This window comes from Burkholderia sp. E168m15 (assembly GCF_016586105.1).
In the GTDB taxonomy this organism is placed as follows: Bacteria; Pseudomonadota; Gammaproteobacteria; order Burkholderiales; family Burkholderiaceae; genus Burkholderia; species Burkholderia orbicola.
This window is the reverse complement of record NZ_BCPO01000076.1, coordinates 1-16,653: the sequence shown is the minus strand read 5'-3', so window position 1 is coordinate 16,653 and position 16,653 is coordinate 1. Positions and strand designations below refer to the sequence as shown.

Here is a 16,653-nt window from a genome sequence, read left to right as displayed (position 1 = left end):
AGCGGCGCGGCGGTTCAGCGGCCGGCCGGATCGACCGGCGTGCCTTCGACGGTCTGGCGCGCTTCGTCGACCAGCATCACGGGGATGCCGTCGCGGATCGGGTACGCGAGCTTGTCCGCGTTGCAGATCAGTTCCTGCGCGGCACGGTCGTAGTGGAGCGGGCCTTTGCAGATAGGGCACACAATGATTTCAAGCAGGCGAGCGTCCACGGAGTTTCTCCACAACGAGGGCAATGAGGCGAGGGTCGAGCGCGGCTTCGACGGGGACTACCCACAGTCGGGCGTCGCGCCAGGAAGCGCCCAATTTTACTGCATCCTTCTCGGTGATCAGGATCGCATCGACGGCATCGTCGACGAACGGATTGTCGGCGAACGCGTAATGGTCGGGCAGCGCGCGGGTCGCCGGCGCGAGACCGGCCGCGCGCAGCGTCGCGAAGAAGCGTTCCGGCGCGCCGATGCCGGCCGCGGCGAGCACGCGTTCGTGCGCGAATTGCGACAGCGGGCGGCGTAGCGCGGGCTGGTCGAGGTGCCAAGCGGCGCCCGGCGTCAGCGCGAGCGCGTAGGTGTCGGGCCACGGCGGCAGCGCGCCGCTGTACGGATCGTTGACGAGCGTCGCGTCGCGGTGCCGCGACAGCGGCTCGCGCAGCGGGCCGGCCGGCAGCAGGAAGCCGTTGCCGCCGAGCCGGTGGTCGAATACGACCAGCTCGACGGTGCGCGCGAGGCGGTAGTGCTGCAGGCCGTCGTCGCTGACGATCACGTCGACGTCCGGATGCGCGGCGCGCAGCGCCTGCGCGGCCGCGACGCGGTCGGGGCACACCCACACGGGTGCGCCGGTGCGGCGCGCGATCAGCAGCGGTTCGTCGCCGGCCGCGGCCGCGCGCGACGCCGGCGTGACGGCGGTGGGCGCCTTCACGTTCGCGCCGTAGCCGCGCGACACGACGCCGGGCGTGAAGCCGGCCGCGCGCAGCGCGTCGACGAGCGCGATCACGGTCGGCGTCTTGCCGGTGCCGCCGACGGTCACGTTGCCGACCACGACCACCGGCACGCCGACGTCGACCGGCTGCTTCCAGCCCTGCGCGTAAGCGGTGCGCCGCAGCGCCGCGCACAGGCCGAACACGCAGGCGAACGGCGTGAGCGCCCACGCGAGCGCGCCGCGCCGCTGCCATTCGCGTGTGAGGCGCGCTTCGAGTCGCGCGAGCGGGCCGCCGGGCGCGCTCATCGGGTCGGCCGCGGCGCGTCGTGCGCCGCGGCGAGGGACGGATTCGTCAAGGCGGATTCTCCGTTGGGCGGCGCATGCCGCAGGGTCCGTGGAAGGCGGCACTCTAGCGCGCCGCACGCCGGCGCGGCAAGCGCGACCGGCCGCCGCAGCGTGCGGGGCCGGATCGCGGCGCCCTGTGGATAACTCTGTGAAAAACTCCCCCGTCGATTGTCTCAAACGCCCGTCCGGCGGGCCTCGAATCGGATGAGAATCATTCTGAAAGGTTTAAAAAATTATAAAAATCAAGGCGTTACCGAGAATCGTCTGGTTTTTTTAGCGGTTTCCGAGCGTTTTACGCGGACGAATGCCAGAGTGTGGACACCTTCCGTGCGCGACGGCGAATACGGCGGCGCTGGACGCCGCGCGCGTGTCGGACTATCGTGACGCCGCCAGCATTCATCCGACCGCCCATGCTTTCCGATTCCCCTTTTTCCGCCCCCGGCACCACCCGCGGCGGCGACGAAGTGATTCCCGTTTCGGCGCTCAATCGTGCGATTTCGACGATGCTCGAGCGCTCGTTTCCGCTGTTATGGATTTCCGGCGAAGTGTCGAATTTCACGCGCGCCGCGAGCGGCCACTGGTATTTCTCGATCAAGGACCAGCAGGCGCAGATGCGCTGCGTGATGTTCCGTGGCCGCGCCCAGTATGCGGAATTCACGCCGCGCGAAGGCGACCGCATCGAGGTGCGCGCGGTCGTCACGATGTACGAGCCGCGCGGCGAAGTGCAGCTCAACGTCGAAGCCGTGCGGCGCACCGGGCAGGGGCGCCTGTACGAGGCATTCCTGCGGCTGAAGGCGCAGCTCGAGGCCGAGGGCCTGTTCGCCCCCGAGCGCAAGCGGCCGCTGCCGGCGCACCCGCGCGCGATCGGCATCGTCACGTCGCTGCAGGCCGCCGCGCTGCGCGACGTGCTGACCACGCTCGCCCGGCGCGCGCCGCATATTCCGGTGATCGTCTATCCGGCCCCCGTGCAGGGCGCCGGTTCCGCCGAAAAGCTCGTCGCGGCCGTGGCGACCGCGAATGCGCGGCGCGAGGTAGACGTGCTGCTGGTCTGTCGCGGCGGCGGCTCGATCGAGGATCTGTGGTCGTTCAACGACGAAGCGCTGGCGCGCGCGATCGCGGCGAGCGAGCTGCCGGTCGTCAGCGGCGTCGGGCACGAAACCGATTTCACGATCGCCGACTTCGCGGCCGACCTGCGCGCGCCGACGCCGACCGGCGCGGCCGAACTCGCGAGCCCGCAGCGCGCGCTGCTGCTGCGCGAGGTCGACGAGCGCCAGCGTGCGCTCGCGCGCGGCATGGCGCGCCGGCTCGAACAGCGCGCGCAGCAGCTCGACTGGCTCGCGCGCCGGCTCGTGAGTCCGGCCGAGCGGCTGCAGCGGCAGCGCACGCACGTCCAGCAGCTCGCGGCGCGGCTGGCGTCGGCGGCGTCGCGGCCGGTGCGCGATGCCCGTGCGCGTTTCGCGCTCGCGCAGTTGCGCTGGCAGCGCGCGCGGCCCGATGCGTCGCAGGCGCGCCACGCGCTCGCGGGGCTGTCGCAGCGTCTGGCCAGCGCGTTGCAGCGCCGTCACGAACGCGACACGGCGCGCGTGTCGGCCTGTGCCGCGCGGCTCGAGGTGCTGAGCCCGCAGCGTACGCTCGAGCGCGGCTATGCGGCGCTGATCGATGCGCAGACGGGCCGTGCGGTGCGCGCGCCGAACGCGCTGAAGCCGCAGCGGCGCCTGACCGTGCATCTCGCCGAAGGCTCGGCCGACGTGTCGCTCGCCGACGTGCAGCCGCGGCTGACCGATACGATCTGACGCAAGAAGCGGCGCGCGAGACACGCGAGGATCGTCGCAACGCATGCGGCACGGCCGGGCACGAATGCTGCGCATCGTCCGGTTCGTCCTGCCGGACGTCGCGCCAGCAGCGCTTTTCCGCATACCGCGGATAAATGGCCCGTGAGTTTGCGGGGTTATTCGTCCTCGCCTACAATCGGACGCTCGGCAGCATCCAACACAGCCTCCCTACATACTCAACGAAGGAATCGCCATGGCTCATACGCTCCCGCCGCTCCCGTACGCTGAAGACGCACTCGCGCCGACCATCTCGCTCGAGACGATCCAGTACCACTACGGCAAGCACCATCAGGCATATGTGACGAACCTGAACAATCTGATCCCGGGCACGGAATTCGAAAACCTGCCGCTGGAAGAGATCGTGAAGAAGTCGTCGGGCGGCATCTTCAACAACGCCGCGCAAGTCTGGAACCACACGTTCTTCTGGAACAGCCTGTCGCCGAACGGCGGCGGCGCACCGACGGGCGCGCTGGGCGACGCGATCAATGCGAAGTGGGGTTCGTACGACGCATTCAAGGAAGCGTTCACGAAGGCCGCGGTCGGCACGTTCGGTTCGGGCTGGGCATGGCTCGTGAAGAAGGCCGACGGTTCGCTCGACATCGTGTCGACGAGCAACGCTGCCACGCCGCTGACGACCGCCGACAAGGCGCTGCTGACGATCGACGTGTGGGAACACGCGTACTACATCGACTACCGCAACGCCCGTCCGAAGTTCGTCGAAGCGTACTGGAACATCGTGAACTGGGACTTCGCCGCGAAGAACTTCGCGTAAGTCCGGTGCCTGCGCGCCGCCACGGCGCGCAGCATCGAAAAAAGCCCTCGTTTCGAGGGCTTTTTGTTTTTGCGCGGCCCGAACGTGCCGCGCCCGCCGGATCAGCCGGCGATGCCGAGCAGCCAGCCGAGCGCCGCGCTCGCGATCACGACGGCCCATGGCGGCACGCGCCAGAACACCAGCGCGACGAAGGCGACCAGCGCGGCGGCCAGGTCGCGCGGCGCGACGATCGTATCGGTCCAGACCGGGTGATAGAGCGCGGCGAGCAGCAGCCCGACGACGGCCGCGTTCACGCCGGCGAGCGCGGCCTGCATGTGCGCGCTGCGGCGCAGGCGTTCCCAGAACGGCGCGGTGCCTCCGATGAGCAGGAACGACGGCGCGAAGATCGACACGAGTGCGATCGTGCCGCCGAGCCAGCCGTTCGGCGCATCGCGCAGCGACGCACCGAGGAATGCCGAGAACGTGAACAGCGGCCCCGGCACGGCCTGCGCGACGCCATATCCGGCGAGAAACGCCGAATCGCCGACCCAGCCGGGCGCGACCACGGCCGCCTGCAGCAGCGGCAGCACCACGTGCCCGCCGCCGAACACGAGCGCACCCGTGCGGAAGAACGCATCGACGACGGCGAGCGTATCGGAGCGCAGCACGCGGGCCGCGAACGGCAGCGCGACGAGCAGCGCCGCGAACAGCAGAAGCCACAGCACGCCCGCGCGGGACGACACGTGCAGCGGCAACGGTTCGTGCGCGTCGCGCGCCGGTTGCGGCAGCAGCACGACACCGGCCGCGCCGGCCACGACGATCACCGCGACCTGCGTCCAGGCGGCCGGTGCGAGCAGCGCGACGCAGGCGGCCGCGGCCATCAGCGTGACGCGCCGCGCGTCCGGGCACAGCGTGCGCGCCATGCCCCATACGGCTTGCGCGATCACCGCGACCGACACGATGCGCAGCCCGTGCAGCGCGCCGGCTTCGATCGGCGCGCCCGTCGCGTGAACGCCGAGCGCGAACAGCATCATCAGCAGCGCCGACGGCAGCGTGAAACCGAGCCACGCGGCGAACATGCCGGCATAGCCGGCGCGCGCGAGACCGATCGCCATCCCGACCTGGCTGCTCGCCGGCCCCGGCAGGAACTGGCACAGCCCGACCAGATCGGCATAGGTGCGCTCGGTGAGCCAGCCGCGCCGCGTGACGAATTCCGCGCGAAAGTAGCCGAGATGCGCGACCGGCCCGCCGAACGACGTGAGCCCGAGCCGCAGGAACGCGATGAAGACGGGCCACGGATGACGGGCGGGGGCGGGGAGGGTCGACGTGTTCAAGGCGGTGCGCGCGGCTGGCGGAACGAGTCGCCACGATAGCGCAACTCGGCGGCTGCGGGGCAGCGCGCAGCGTCGACAAAGGCCTGCCGAGGCCGTTGCGCGGCGTTCAGGACGCGCCGTCGCCGAGCCCGCTCGCGCGGCGCAATGCGTCGATGTCCACGAGCTCGATCTCGCCGACGTGCAGCCGCACCACGCCGTCGGCCTGCAATGCCTTCAGCAACTGGTTGGTGGTCTGCCGCGTCAGCGACAGCATCGACGCGAGCGTTTCCTGCGACAGCCGGATATGCGTGCGCCCGGCGCTGATGCCGCCGTAGCCTTCGGCGATCATCAGCAGCCGCGCGGCGAGCCGCTGCGCGGCCGGCATCACGCTCATCGACTCGACGGTCAGGAAGCTCAGGCGCAGCTTTTGCGCCATCAGCAGCGCGAACTGCCGCCAGTATTGCGGCGTCGTATCGAGGATCGCGAGCAGCGCGGCCTGGGGCACGTGCAGCAGCAGCGCGTCGTCGAGCGCGATGGCGTCGTGCGTGCGCGGCTGGCCGTCGAACAACGCGATCTCGCCGAACCACGTGACGGGCTCGGCCACCGTCAGCAGCGCTTCCTTGCCCTGCGGATCGACCGCCCCTATCGTGAGTGAACCGGCCAGTACCGCGTACAGCCCGCACGGCGGGTCGCCGCGCCGGAACAGCGCGTGGCCGGACGGCAAGCGGCGCAGCGTCGCGCGGGCGATCAGGGCGGCGCGCAGCGCGGGCGGCAGCCCGGCGAACCACGGGTTCGCTTCGATCTGCGGCAGGTACGGGGCGAGCGAAGAAGGCATGGGCACGCGATGTCGGGTAGCTGACAGAGGTTCTCGGGCGTGACGCGCATCATAGCGCTCAATAACCGATCAGGAGACGCCATGAAGACCCTCGAAGATCATCTTTCCCAGTATGCGGCCTACCATCGCGACGCGCGCAACATCGCGACGCATCTGGTCGGCATCCCGATGATCGTGTTCGCGGTCGAGGTGCTGCTGTCGCGGCCGGCGCTCGGGATGCTGGCCGGCATCGCGCTGTCGCCGGCGCTGCTGCTCGCCGTCGTGTCCGCGCTGTTCTACTTGCGTCTCGACCTGCGGTTCGGGATCGTGATGACCGGGCTGCTCGCCCTCGGCCTGTGGGCCGCGCAGTCGCTGGCGCCGCTGCGGACCGCGCAATGGCTTGCAATCGGCATCGGCGCGTTCGTCGTCGGCTGGATCGTGCAGTTCGTCGGGCACTGGTTCGAAGGCCGCAAGCCCGCGTTCGTCGACGATCTGGTCGGCCTGATCGTCGGGCCGCTGTTCGTCGTCGCCGAGGTCGCGTTCTTCGTGGGGCTGCGCGGCGACGTACGCCGCGAAGTCGAGCGGCGCGCGGGCCCGGTGCATGGCGGCGCGCATTCGCATGTCTGATGCGTCGGCCGGGCCGGTCTGCGTATTCGGCGCGGGCGCGATCGGGTGCTACCTCGGCGGCCGCCTCGCGGCAGCCGGCGCGCACGTCACGCTCGTCGGCCGCGCGCGGATCGGCGACGCGATTCATCTGCACGGACTCACGCTGACCGACCGGCGCGGCTATCGCGGGGCGCTCGCGCCGGCCGATGTCCGATTCGCCACCGATCCGGCCGCGGCGGCCGCCGCGCGGCTCGTGCTCGTCGCGGTGAAGTCGGCCGCCACGCGCGAGGCCGCCGCGCAACTGGCCGGCGTGCTGCGGCCGGGCACGATCATGATCAGCTTCCAGAACGGCCTGCACAACGCCGACGTGCTGCGCGACGCACTCCCGCAAGCGACCGTGTTGGCCGGCATGGTGCCGTTCAACGTGATCGAGCGCGGGCCCGGCGCGTTTCACCAGGGCTCGGCGGGGAGGCTGGCGGTCGACGCGTCGCCTGCGCTGCAGCCGTTCACCGGCCTGTTCGCGCGGGCCGGCCTGCCGCTCGTGCTGCATCGCGACATGCGCACCGTGCAGTGGGCGAAGCTGCTGCTCAACCTGAACAATGCGGTCAATGCGCTCGCGAACCTGCCGTTGCGTGACGAGCTCGCCCAACGCACGTACCGGCGCTGCGTCGCATTGGCCCAGCGCGAGGCGCTGCACTGGCTGGCGCGGGCCGCGATCCGGCCTGCGCGCTTGACGCCGCTGCCGGCCGCATGGATTCCGGCGATGCTCGATCTGCCCGATGCGGCTTTCCGCGTGCTCGGCGGCCGGATGCTCGAGATCGATCCGTTGGCGCGCTCGTCGATGTCCGACGATCTCGCGGCGCATCGTGCGACCGAAGTCGAATGGATCAACGGCGAAATCGTGCGGCTGGCCGGGCGCTTCGGCGCGCCGGCGCCCCGGCGCCGGTCAATGCGCGGCTGTGCGCGCTCGTCCACGACGCGGAAAGCGCGGCGTCACGTCCGGTGTGGCGCGGCGATGCGCTGTGGGCCGACCTGGCCGCGCAGGCGCCGCGTGCGGGCCACGTGCCGGCCGCGTAGGCCGGCGTCGCGGCGCTTGCCGACGGCGCGGGCTGGGCGCAACGACTAAGATGCGGAGTGCGTCATCCGACGCCCTTGCGGAGCAATCGCCATGGTGGATCGCCCAACTCTCGATGCCTACGACGCCCATGCCGCGCAATACGCGCAGGACTGGCTCGACCAGGCTGCGCCCGACGACATGTACGCGCTGCTCGAACAGCATTTCTCGCCGGGGCTGACCGCCGACGTCGGCTGCGGCGCGGGGCGCGACACGGCCTGGCTCGCGTCGCGCGGCTTCGACGTGCGCGGCTACGACGCGAGCGCCGCGCTGCTCGATGAGGCGCGGCGGCGCCATCGCGATCTGACGTTCGAACTGGCCGCGCTGCCGGCGCTGGCCGGCGTACCGTCCGGCGCGTTTCGCAACGTGCTGTGCGAAACGGTCGTCATGCATCTCGAACAGGCGGATGCAGCGGCGGCTGCCGCGCGGCTGGCCGATCTGCTGATGCCGGGCGGCACGTTGTACCTGAGCTGGCGGGTGGCCGGAAGCGGCATGTTGCGCGACGAGCGCGGCCGCCTCTATACGCCGCTCGATTCGGCGCGGATGCATGCGGCGCTGGGCGCGGGCGTGCACGTGATCGACGAACACGAGGTCGTCAGCGCGTCGTCCGGCAAGCGCGTGCACCGGCTGATCGTGCGCAAGGCGGGCGGCGACGCGTGAGCGCGCCGCGCCGGCGAACTCACTCGCGGCTGAGCGCCGCTTCCCAGTTGATGTCGACGCAGAGCACCTGCATGCCCGTCGCGGCCGGTGCGGCGATCGACGCGGTCACGCACAGGTGCGCCTCGTTGATCGACAGGTAGGGCGGCGTCAGATGCACGCCGCCGGGCGCGCGCATCGCGTCGATGAAGTACGGGCGGCGTTCCCAGCTCGCGCCTTCGGAATGCAGCAGCGGGCGGAAGCGCTTCGCACGTTGCGACACGCTGCCGCGCGCGAGCACGTTGTCGCCGATCTGGCGGCCCGACGCGTCGAGCAGGAAGCAGCGCGCGGTCTCGGGCAGCCCGAGCACGGCCGCCGCCGCATCGGTGAGCGATTCGCCCGCGCCGAGCTTGCGGCTCGCGTCCTCGAGCGCGGCCACGTACGGCGCGAGCCGTTCGGCCTGCGTGCGTTCGCGCTGCGCGACGCGCAGCCGCAGCGCGGCCGACAGCGTATCCATGCAGCCCGCGGCGGCCTGCGGCTGCACGGGATCGACGCTCGGCCCCGCGAAGTACTGGCCCTGTACGAAATCGACGTCGCATTCGAGCGCGATCAGCGCGTCGCGTTCGGTCGCGAGCCCGCCCATCAGCACGAGCTGGCCGGATTCGTGCAGCAGCGACACGAGCCCCGGCAGCACGCGTTCGAGATGCGAGTGCTCGCTCGCCTGCGCGAGGATGCCGCGGTCCAGCGTGACGATGTCCGGATGCAGGTGCCACACGCGATCGATGTTCGAATGCTTCGCGCCGAACCCGACGAGCGCGATCAGGAAGCCGGCCTTGCGCAGCCCGTCGATGATCGCCGCATAGCGTGGCGTCTCGCCGCCGGCCTGTTCGGGCACCTCGAGCACCACGCGGTGCGGCGGCAGCCCGAGCGCCTTCAGGTTCGCGAGCAGCGCGTCGCCGTAGATGGTGTCCATCAGCGCGGCCGGATGCAGGCTCAGGAAGAGCCATTCGTCGTGGCTGTCGAACGCGTGGAAGTTACCGAGATGCAACGATTCGGCGAGCCGGCCGAGCTCGAGCAGGTCGCCGCGCCGCGCCGCCTGCGTGAACACCTCGTGCGACGCCACCTGGCGGCTTTCCTCGTCGTGCGCGCGCAGCGACGCGTGATAGCCGATCGCGCGCCGGTGCGACACCGAGAACACGGGCTGGAACACGCTGAACACGGTGTAGCCGCCGTACAGCACGGTGCGTCGGTTCCCGTCGTCGCCGGCGACCGGGCGGGGCGGCTGAAAGCCGGGGGGATCGATTTCGATCATGCTCATGATGTCGGCCGAAGGAAGACTCCCAGTTTACCTACAGAATACGCGAGCAAGAAGTATGCACGGCAGGCGCCGTGTGCGGCCGCCCGCCGCTGCCGACATGCGCACGCGTGTCGGGCCGCGTTGCACCGCGATGGTGCGTTCCGGCCCGATTCGGCGCGCGCCGCGCGTCACGCGCGCTCGGACGGGTCGGTCTTGCGCGCGGTGCTGCGGATCTCGGGTGCGAGCTGCGCGAAGATCCACGCGGACGCGGCCGTGATGATCCCGACGCAGATGAAGGTCGCATGGAACGCCGGCAGCGTGTTGCTCGGCGTCACGGTGCGCAGCATGCCGGTGAACGTTGCGAGCAGCGCGCCGGCGACCGTGACGCCGAGGCTCATCGACAGCATCTGCACGAGCGAGAACAGGCTGTTGCCGCTGCTCGCGCCGCCGGTGCCGAGATCCTTCAGCGTCAACGTGTTCATCGCGGTGAACTGCATCGAGTTGAAGCCGCCGAACAGCGCGAGATGCACGACCTTCACCCACACCGGCACCGTGTCGCGCATCAGCGCGAAGCTCGCCATCATCACGCCGACCATGATCGTGTTCGCGAGCAGCACCTTGCGATAGCCGTGCTGCGTGATCAGCCGCGTGATGATCCGCTTCGAGAACATGCCGGCCGCCGCGACCGGCAGCATCATCAGCCCGGCCTCGAACGCCGAGTAGCCGAGGCTCACCTGCAGCAGCAGCGGGATCAGGTACGGCATCGCGCCGCTGCCGATCCGCGCGAACAGGTTGCCGAGCAGCCCGACGCTGAACGTGTGGATCTTGAACAGCTCCAGCGAGAAGATCGGCTGCGGCGCGCGCACCGCGTACAGTCCGTACGCGACGAAGCACGCGAGGCTCAGGATCAGCAGCACCAGCACGGCCGCGTGCTGCATGCCGAGATCGGCGAGCCCGTCGAGCGACAGCGAGATCGCGACCATGCCGATCGTCAGCAGCAGATAGCCCTTCAGGTCGAAGCGGCCGGCGGCCGGGTTGCGCGAGTCGGGCATCGAATAGAAGGTCGCGATGCAGCCCGCGACGCCGACCGGCACGTTGATCAGGAAGATCCAGTGCCACGACGCGATCTTCACGAGCCAGCCGCCGAGCGTCGGCCCGATCAGCGGGCCGATCAGGCCCGGAATCGCGACGAACGACAGCGCGGGCAGGTAGCGTTCGGCCGGAAAGGTGCGCAGCACCGCGAGCCGCCCGACCGGCAGCAGCATCGCGCCGCCGACCCCCTGCACCACGCGGAACGCGACGAGTTGCGTCAGCGTATGCGCGTTCGCGCACAGCAGCGAGCCGAGCGAGAACACCAGGATCGCGCTGAAGAACACGCGCCGCGTGCCGAACGTATCGGCGAGCCACCCCGACACGGGAATCATCACCGCCATTGTCAGCGAGTATGCGATCACGACCGATTGCATTCGCAGCGGCGATTCGCCGAGGCTCGCGGCCATCGACGGCAGCGCCGTGTTGACGATCGTCGCGTCGAGCGTCTGCATGAAGAAGCCCGTCGCAACGAGCCAGAGCATCACGGTGAGGTTCTTTTCGCCGGGAGCGGCGGCGGGCGGGCGTTGGAACATGACGGCGGGGGCGGTGGCGCGGGACAGCCGACATTGTAGGGAAAGCCGCCGCGCCGTGCAGGTTCGGCGCGGTATGTCGTGTGGCCGCCGACCGGACTGGCTCGGACCGGCTGCGGGAAGCCTGTCCCCGTCGGACGGCCAGTACAGTTCAGCCAAAAGTGTCTGCGGCCGTATCTGTCCGTGTGCCGTCACTGTCCGAAATACTGGCGTCATCGAACCCGTGCGACCAGGAGGCTGCCATGCGCGAACTGCGACTTTACGTGATGGACGGCGACGAGCCGGCCGGACGGTGGCGGATCGTCGATCGCACGCTGCTCGAAGTGGCCGAGGGCGACGTGTGGGTGACCGTCGAGGGCCAGCCAGACGATCACTGGCTGAGTGCCGGGGCGTCCTTGGCCTTGCTGCCCGGCATGCGCGCGTGGGTCAGCGCGGGGCCGCGCGGCGCGACGTTCGCATTCGGCCCGCTCGCGGCACCGGCCGTGCGCACAGCGTCTGCATGGTGGCGTCCGTTCGCCGTGTGGCGCGACGGCCGGCGTCACGCGGCCGCGTCGCTGCCGACGTAGCGGGCGCGCGGCCGGATCAGCTTCCCGTCCGCGTACTGTTCGAGCGCATGCGCGATCCAGCCGGCCGTGCGGCCGGCCGCGAACAGCGTGAATGCCGCGCCGTCGGGCAGCGCGAGCGTGCGCTCCAGCACCGCGAGCGCGAAATCGATCGTCGGCCGCAGGCCCGTCGCCGCTTCGACGCGTGCGGCGAGCGCGTGCGCGACGCGTAGCACCGGCCGCTCGGGCGCCGCCGCGTGCAGCGCATCGAGCAACGCCCGCGCGCGCGGGTCGCCGTCGGGGTACAGCGGGTGTGCGAAGCCTGACAGGGCGGTGCGGCCGCCGTCCGCGCGTTCGTCGTGCGCCAGCCGCAGCGCGAGGTAGCGATCGAGATCGGCGGCGCGGGCCGCTTCGTCGAGCAGCGTGCCGGCGCGGAACGTCTCACCGCCGTGGCGCGGCCCCGACAGCGCCGCGAGCCCGCCCGAGATCGCGCCGAACAGATGGGTGCCGGTCGACGCGATGCAGCGTACCGCGAAGGTCGACGGATTCAGTTCGTGATCGGCGCACAGCACGAGCGCGCGCCGCAGCAGGTCGGCTTCATTGCGCCGCCGCACGCGCCACGCGGCCGCGAGCTGTTGGTGCACGGGCGCGTCGCCCGGCGCGATGCCGGCGAGTGCGGCCGTCGCGACGCGCAGCAGCAGCGCCGCGGAATCGAGCTGTGCGTCGCGCCCCTGCGCCCACAGGCGCGGCAGCGACGCGGCGGCGGCCGGCAGCAGCACCAGCGTGCGTTCGAGCGGCGCGAGGTGCGCCCAGCGACGCGCCCAGTCGTCCCACTGCGCCGCGTCGAAACCGGTCGACGCGAGCGACGCGGCGGCCAGCCGCGCGGGCGCACAGTCCCACAGCCGCGCGGCCGTTTCTTCGAGTGTCGCCGCGTCGGCCAGCGCGATCGCATCGGTGCCGCGGTAGCGCAGGCGACCGTCGGCGATCTGCGTGATCCGCGATTCCAGGACCGGCACGCCCCAGTCGAGCGAACGTTCGGCGACGCCGCCCGCGCGCTTCGCGTCGGCGCGGCGGCGCGCGAGCAGGCGCACTTCGTTGGCGTCGTAGCGGCGGCGCTTGGTCGCGCCGTCGGGCAGCGAGCGCAGCAGGCCGCGGCTCACGTACGCATAAAGGGTGCTCACGCTGACGCCGAGCATGCCGGCGGCTTCCTGCGCGCTGAGAGACGTCATGCCGGTTGCTCCTGTCGCCGCGCATGAAGCGCGGGCCCGCTACAACTATTCGTTATGTATTGATTCGCGCAATCAAGATTGATCGCGCCTGACGCGAATTCTAGACTCGATTCCGTCTCCTCAACGGCGTCTCCTTCACCATGACACCCGATTCCGCCTTGGCGCATCTTTGGCAACTCGCACGCGGCGAACGCGACACGCTGGCCCGCACGACCGTGACCGGGCAGGACCCGACGCTACCGTCGACGTTTCATGTCGGCACGCTCGCCGCCGCGACGATCGCCGCAGCCGGGCTCGCGGCAGCCGAATGCCATCGGCTGCGGACGGGCGTGGCGCAATCGGTCGACGTGTCGGTGCGCGACGCGCTCGTGGCGTTCCGCAGCGAACGCTACCTGCGCGTGGACGACGGCCCACCGCCGGAGTTGCGTCATCCGGTGACCGGCTTCTTCGAGACGGGCGACGGACGCTGGATTCAACTGCACGCGAATTTCCCGCATCACCTGCACCGTATTCTCGACGTGCTCGGCTGCGGCCGGCAGCCCGCCGACGTCGCCGCGGCGATCCGCACCTGGGACGGCGCGGCGCTCGATACCGCGCTGGCCGACGCCGGCCTGTGCGCGGCATTGATCAGAACCCCTGACGAATGGGCGGCGCACGAGCAGGCGCGCGCGATCGCGTCGCTGCCGCTGTTCGAGATCGAGCGGATCGGCGACGCGCCGGCCGAGCCGATCGGCCGCGGCGACGCCAGCCAGCCGCTGGCCGGCGTGCGCGTGCTCGATCTCACGCGCATCATCGCGGGCCCGGTCGCGGGCCGCACGCTGGCCTCGCACGGCGCGCAGACGCTGCTCGTCAACGGTCCGCACCTGCCGAACATCGCGCCGCTCGTGATCGACAACGGGCGCGGCAAGCGTTCGACGTGGATCGATTTGCGCGACGCGGAAGGCGTCGATACGCTGCACGCCCTGGCGCGCGAGGCGGACGTGTTTCTGCAGTCGTACCGCCCCGGCGCGCTCGCCGCGCGCGGTTTCACGCCGCATGCGCTGGCGGCGCGGCGGCCCGGCATCGTCTACGTGTCGGTGTCGGCGTACGGGCATGCAGGGCCGTGGGCGCAGCGGCGCGGGTTCGACAGCCTCGTGCAGTCGGCGAGCGGCATCGCATGGCACGAGCAGCAGGCCGCGCAGGCGAGCGGGCCGCGCCATCTGCCGTGCCAGGCGCTCGATCATGCAACGGGGTATCTCGCGGCGTTCGGCGCGATGATCGCGCTCGCCCGGCGGGCGCGCGAAGGGGGAAGCTGGCACGTGCGGATGTCGCTCGCGCAGACGGGGCGCTGGCTGCAGTCGTTCGGCGCGGTGCCGGACGGGCTGCAGGCGCCCGATCTCGCGCTGGCCGACGTGCGCGACCGGATCGACCGCATCGCGTCGCCGTTCGGCGCGCTCGATACCGTGCGGCCGGCCGAGCGGTTGTCGGCGACGCCGCCGTCGTTCGCGCGGCCGCCCGTGCCGCTCGGCACCGACGACGCGCGCTGGCTGTGAGGGGAGGCGGCGCGGCTCGCGTTACTTGCGTAGCTCGACGACGAAATCGTAGTAGTCGTTGCGGCAGTAGGTATCGGTCAGTTCGATCGCGCGCTGGTCGGACGTATAGCCGATCCGCGTGATCAGCAGCAGGGCGTCGTGGGGGGCGATGCCCATCTGCTCGGCGATCTCGTCGGTCGCGTTCACCGCGCGGAAATGCTGCAGCGCGCGCACGATCGGTGTGCCGCGCGCTTCGAGATAGCTGTACAGCGAACCGGCGATTGCCTGCGGATCGGGAATCAGCGTCGCGGGGAACGTCGAGTTCTCGACGGCCATCACGATGCCGTCGGCGAGACGCAGGCGTTTCAGGCGCGTAACCGATGCGGCCGGCGACAGGCCGAGCTGGATCACTTCGTCGCGGTTGGCGGGCTGGATTTCGCGCGCGAGCCACTGCGAGCTCGGCTTGAAACCGCGGCGCTCGAGCATCTCGCTGAAGCTCGACAGCCGCGACAGCGGGTCCTCGTAGCGCGGCTGGATGAAGTTGCCCGCGCCTTGCGTACGGCGGATCAGGCCTTGCTCGACGAGCAGCGCAATCGCCTTGCGCGCGGTGATGCGCGACACGCCGAGCGCTTCGGACAACACACGCTCGGAAGGCAGCGCTTCGCCGGCCGTCCAGCGGTTGTCGTGGATCGCATCGCCGAGCTTGCGGGCGAGCTGCAGGTAGAGCGGCGTATCGTTGTCGGGGTCGGGGCGCAGGTCCTGCCAGCGGTCGTCCGTGGGTGCCTTCATACAATGGGTATCGATCAGGTTGCGGCCATTCTAAGTCATCATGCCGCGCCGTTATAGCCGGTTTTTGCCGCGTAATAGGCCGGGGGCGCACCGATTGACTACACTGATGCGTCGTATCCGATGCTTCGGCCGCGATGGGCGGCCACGAATCCGCGACGAGGACACGCATGACAGACACGATCGCCACGGTCGTCTTGCCGAACGGCGAGACGATTCCGAAGCTGGGCCTGGGCACCTGGGAAATGGGCGAGCGGCCGGCGCGGCGCGCGGACGAGATCGCCGCGCTGCGCGAAGGCATCGAACTCGGGATGACGCTGGTCGATACAGCCGAGATGTACGGCGACGGTGCGACCGAGGAACTCGTCGGCGACGCGCTCGCCGGCTTGCGCGACGACGTGTTCCTCGTCAGCAAGGTCTACCCGCACCATGCGAGCCGGCGTGGCGTCGTCGCCGCGTGCGACGCGAGCCTCAAGCGCCTGCGTACCGATCGCCTCGATCTATACCTGCTGCACTGGCGCGGTTCGGTGCCGCTCGCGGAAACGGTCGAGGGCTTCGACGCGTTGCAGCGCGCGGGCAAGATCCGCCACTGGGGCGTGAGCAACTTCGATACGGCCGACATGGCCGAACTCGTCGACGAGGCGGGCGGCGGTGCGTGCGCAACCAACCAGATTCTCTACAACATCGCGCGACGCGGCCCGGAATTCGACCTGCTGCCGTGGCTGGCCGACCATCGTATTCCGGCGATGGCGTACAGCCCGGTCGATCACGGGCGGCTGCCGAAACGCTCGCCGCTCGACGAGATCGCGCGGCTGCGCGGCGTGTCGGTGATGCGCGTCGCGCTGGCGTGGGTGCTCGCGCAGCCGGGCGTATTCGCGATTCCGAAGGCGTCGCGGATCGAACACGTGCGCGACAACCGCGCCGCGCTCGATGTCGTGTTCAGCGATGACGAGCGCGCGCAGCTTGACGCATATTTCCGTCCGCCGCGCAGCAAGCGCGCGCTCGAGATGCTCTGACCGACTTCGGCCGGGCAACGCGTCGGGTCAGTGGTTGCCGCCGGACGATCCGCCGTTGCCGTGACCGCCGCCATTGCCGTTGCCGGTGCCATGGCCGTTGCCGACGCCGTTGGCACCGCCGTTGCCGGCGCCGCCGCTGCCATTGCCGTTACCGTTGCCGCCGCCATTGCCGTGGCCGCCGGTGCCGTTGGCGCCGCCGCTCCCGCCGCCGTTACCCGCGCCTCCACCGCCGTTACCGTTGCTGCCGCCGGCATTGCCACTGTTGCCGCCATTGCCACGGCCGTTGCCGACGCCGTTGGCGCCGCCATTGCCGGCTCCGCCACTGCC

Annotated in this window: 17 protein-coding genes; 8 read left to right on the top strand and 9 right to left on the bottom strand. The window is 70.6% G+C overall.

Annotation, left to right across the window (positions count from 1 at the left end):
* Positions 1–14 precede the first annotated feature (14 nt).
* Complete coding sequence (locus JMF86_RS12660; protein WP_006482216.1) at positions 15–209, bottom strand: Trm112 family protein; 195 nt, start codon at positions 207–209, stop codon at positions 15–17.
* Positions 190–1,218 (bottom strand): tetraacyldisaccharide 4'-kinase, encoded by a 1,029-nt coding sequence (gene lpxK / locus JMF86_RS12655; RefSeq protein WP_011546042.1) that lies wholly within the window; start codon positions 1,216–1,218, stop codon positions 190–192. Before lpxK ends, JMF86_RS12660 begins: the two co-directional genes overlap by 20 nt.
* A gap of 449 nt (positions 1,219–1,667) precedes the next feature.
* Here lpxK and xseA point away from each other — a divergent pair, with 449 nt between their 5' ends.
* Both xseA and sodB read left to right on the top strand, forming a co-directional pair.
* The gene (gene xseA, locus JMF86_RS12650; protein ID WP_201317006.1) at positions 1,668–3,050 is read left to right on the top strand and encodes an exodeoxyribonuclease VII large subunit; all 1,383 of its coding nucleotides are present in this window, start codon (positions 1,668–1,670) and stop codon (positions 3,048–3,050) included.
* A 232-nt stretch (positions 3,051–3,282) separates the two neighbouring features.
* Positions 3,283–3,861, top strand: a complete 579-nt coding sequence (sodB, locus tag JMF86_RS12645) for a superoxide dismutase [Fe] (RefSeq protein WP_011546040.1) — start codon at positions 3,283–3,285, stop codon at positions 3,859–3,861.
* Between the two features lie 101 nt (positions 3,862–3,962).
* On the opposite strand, the gene chrA is transcribed toward sodB, so the two are convergent.
* Positions 3,963–5,174, bottom strand: coding sequence for a chromate efflux transporter (chrA, locus tag JMF86_RS12640; protein ID WP_011694375.1), 1,212 nt, complete (start codon positions 5,172–5,174; stop codon positions 3,963–3,965).
* Positions 5,175–5,280: 106 nt separating this feature from the next.
* On the bottom strand, positions 5,281–5,988 hold the full coding sequence (locus JMF86_RS12635) for a Crp/Fnr family transcriptional regulator (RefSeq protein WP_011546038.1): 708 nt from the start codon (positions 5,986–5,988) through the stop codon (positions 5,281–5,283).
* A gap of 81 nt (positions 5,989–6,069) precedes the next feature.
* Between JMF86_RS12635 and JMF86_RS12630 the strand changes: the two genes are divergently transcribed.
* Genes JMF86_RS12630 through JMF86_RS12620 form a run of 3 tightly spaced genes read left to right on the top strand, consistent with a single transcriptional unit; the run spans position 6,070 to position 8,347 of the window.
* A complete protein-coding gene (locus JMF86_RS12630) occupies positions 6,070–6,594 on the top strand; it encodes a DUF962 domain-containing protein (protein WP_011546037.1) in 525 nt (174 codons plus the stop codon).
* Positions 6,587–7,699, top strand: coding sequence for a 2-dehydropantoate 2-reductase (locus JMF86_RS12625; protein WP_011546036.1), 1,113 nt, complete (start codon positions 6,587–6,589; stop codon positions 7,697–7,699). The genes JMF86_RS12630 and JMF86_RS12625 overlap by 8 nt, the downstream gene beginning before the upstream one ends.
* A 42-nt stretch (positions 7,700–7,741) precedes the next feature.
* Positions 7,742–8,347 (top strand): bifunctional 2-polyprenyl-6-hydroxyphenol methylase/3-demethylubiquinol 3-O-methyltransferase UbiG, encoded by a 606-nt coding sequence (locus JMF86_RS12620; protein WP_011546035.1) that lies wholly within the window; start codon positions 7,742–7,744, stop codon positions 8,345–8,347.
* Positions 8,348–8,366: 19 nt separating this feature from the next.
* On the opposite strand, the gene JMF86_RS12615 is transcribed toward JMF86_RS12620, so the two are convergent.
* Complete coding sequence (locus JMF86_RS12615) at positions 8,367–9,641, bottom strand: EAL domain-containing protein (RefSeq protein ID WP_011546034.1); 1,275 nt, start codon at positions 9,639–9,641, stop codon at positions 8,367–8,369.
* A 167-nt stretch (positions 9,642–9,808) separates the two neighbouring features.
* Positions 9,809–11,245 carry a multidrug transporter subunit MdtD gene (gene mdtD / locus JMF86_RS12610; protein ID WP_011694373.1) on the bottom strand — a complete coding sequence of 479 codons (1,437 nt, stop codon included), beginning with the start codon at positions 11,243–11,245 and terminating at the stop codon, positions 9,809–9,811.
* A gap of 239 nt (positions 11,246–11,484) precedes the next feature.
* Between mdtD and JMF86_RS12605 the strand changes: the two genes are divergently transcribed.
* A complete protein-coding gene (locus tag JMF86_RS12605; RefSeq protein WP_011546032.1) occupies positions 11,485–11,808 on the top strand; it encodes a DUF2917 domain-containing protein in 324 nt (107 codons plus the stop codon).
* On the opposite strand, the gene JMF86_RS12600 is transcribed toward JMF86_RS12605, so the two are convergent.
* Positions 11,781–13,013: a citrate/2-methylcitrate synthase gene (locus JMF86_RS12600; RefSeq protein WP_011546031.1), complete on the bottom strand. Its 1,233-nt coding sequence runs from the start codon at positions 13,011–13,013 to the stop codon at positions 11,781–11,783. The two genes, JMF86_RS12605 and JMF86_RS12600, sit on opposite strands and share 28 nt — an antisense overlap.
* 140 nt (positions 13,014–13,153) lie before the next feature.
* On the opposite strand from JMF86_RS12600, the gene JMF86_RS12595 reads away from it, so the two are divergent.
* Positions 13,154–14,545: a CoA transferase gene (locus tag JMF86_RS12595; RefSeq protein ID WP_201317005.1), complete on the top strand. Its 1,392-nt coding sequence runs from the start codon at positions 13,154–13,156 to the stop codon at positions 14,543–14,545.
* Between the two features lie 21 nt (positions 14,546–14,566).
* Here the strand turns inward: JMF86_RS12595 and JMF86_RS12590 are convergent, their stop codons facing one another.
* A complete protein-coding gene (locus JMF86_RS12590; RefSeq protein ID WP_011546029.1) occupies positions 14,567–15,313 on the bottom strand; it encodes a GntR family transcriptional regulator in 747 nt (248 codons plus the stop codon).
* A 167-nt stretch (positions 15,314–15,480) separates the two neighbouring features.
* On the opposite strand from JMF86_RS12590, the gene JMF86_RS12585 reads away from it, so the two are divergent.
* Positions 15,481–16,326 carry an aldo/keto reductase gene (locus JMF86_RS12585; RefSeq protein WP_011546028.1) on the top strand — a complete coding sequence of 282 codons (846 nt, stop codon included), beginning with the start codon at positions 15,481–15,483 and terminating at the stop codon, positions 16,324–16,326.
* A 27-nt stretch (positions 16,327–16,353) separates the two neighbouring features.
* Here the strand turns inward: JMF86_RS12585 and JMF86_RS12580 are convergent.
* Positions 16,354–16,653, bottom strand: a 300-nt coding sequence (locus tag JMF86_RS12580) for a hypothetical protein (protein ID WP_201317004.1), incomplete at its 5' end; no start/stop codon positions are given.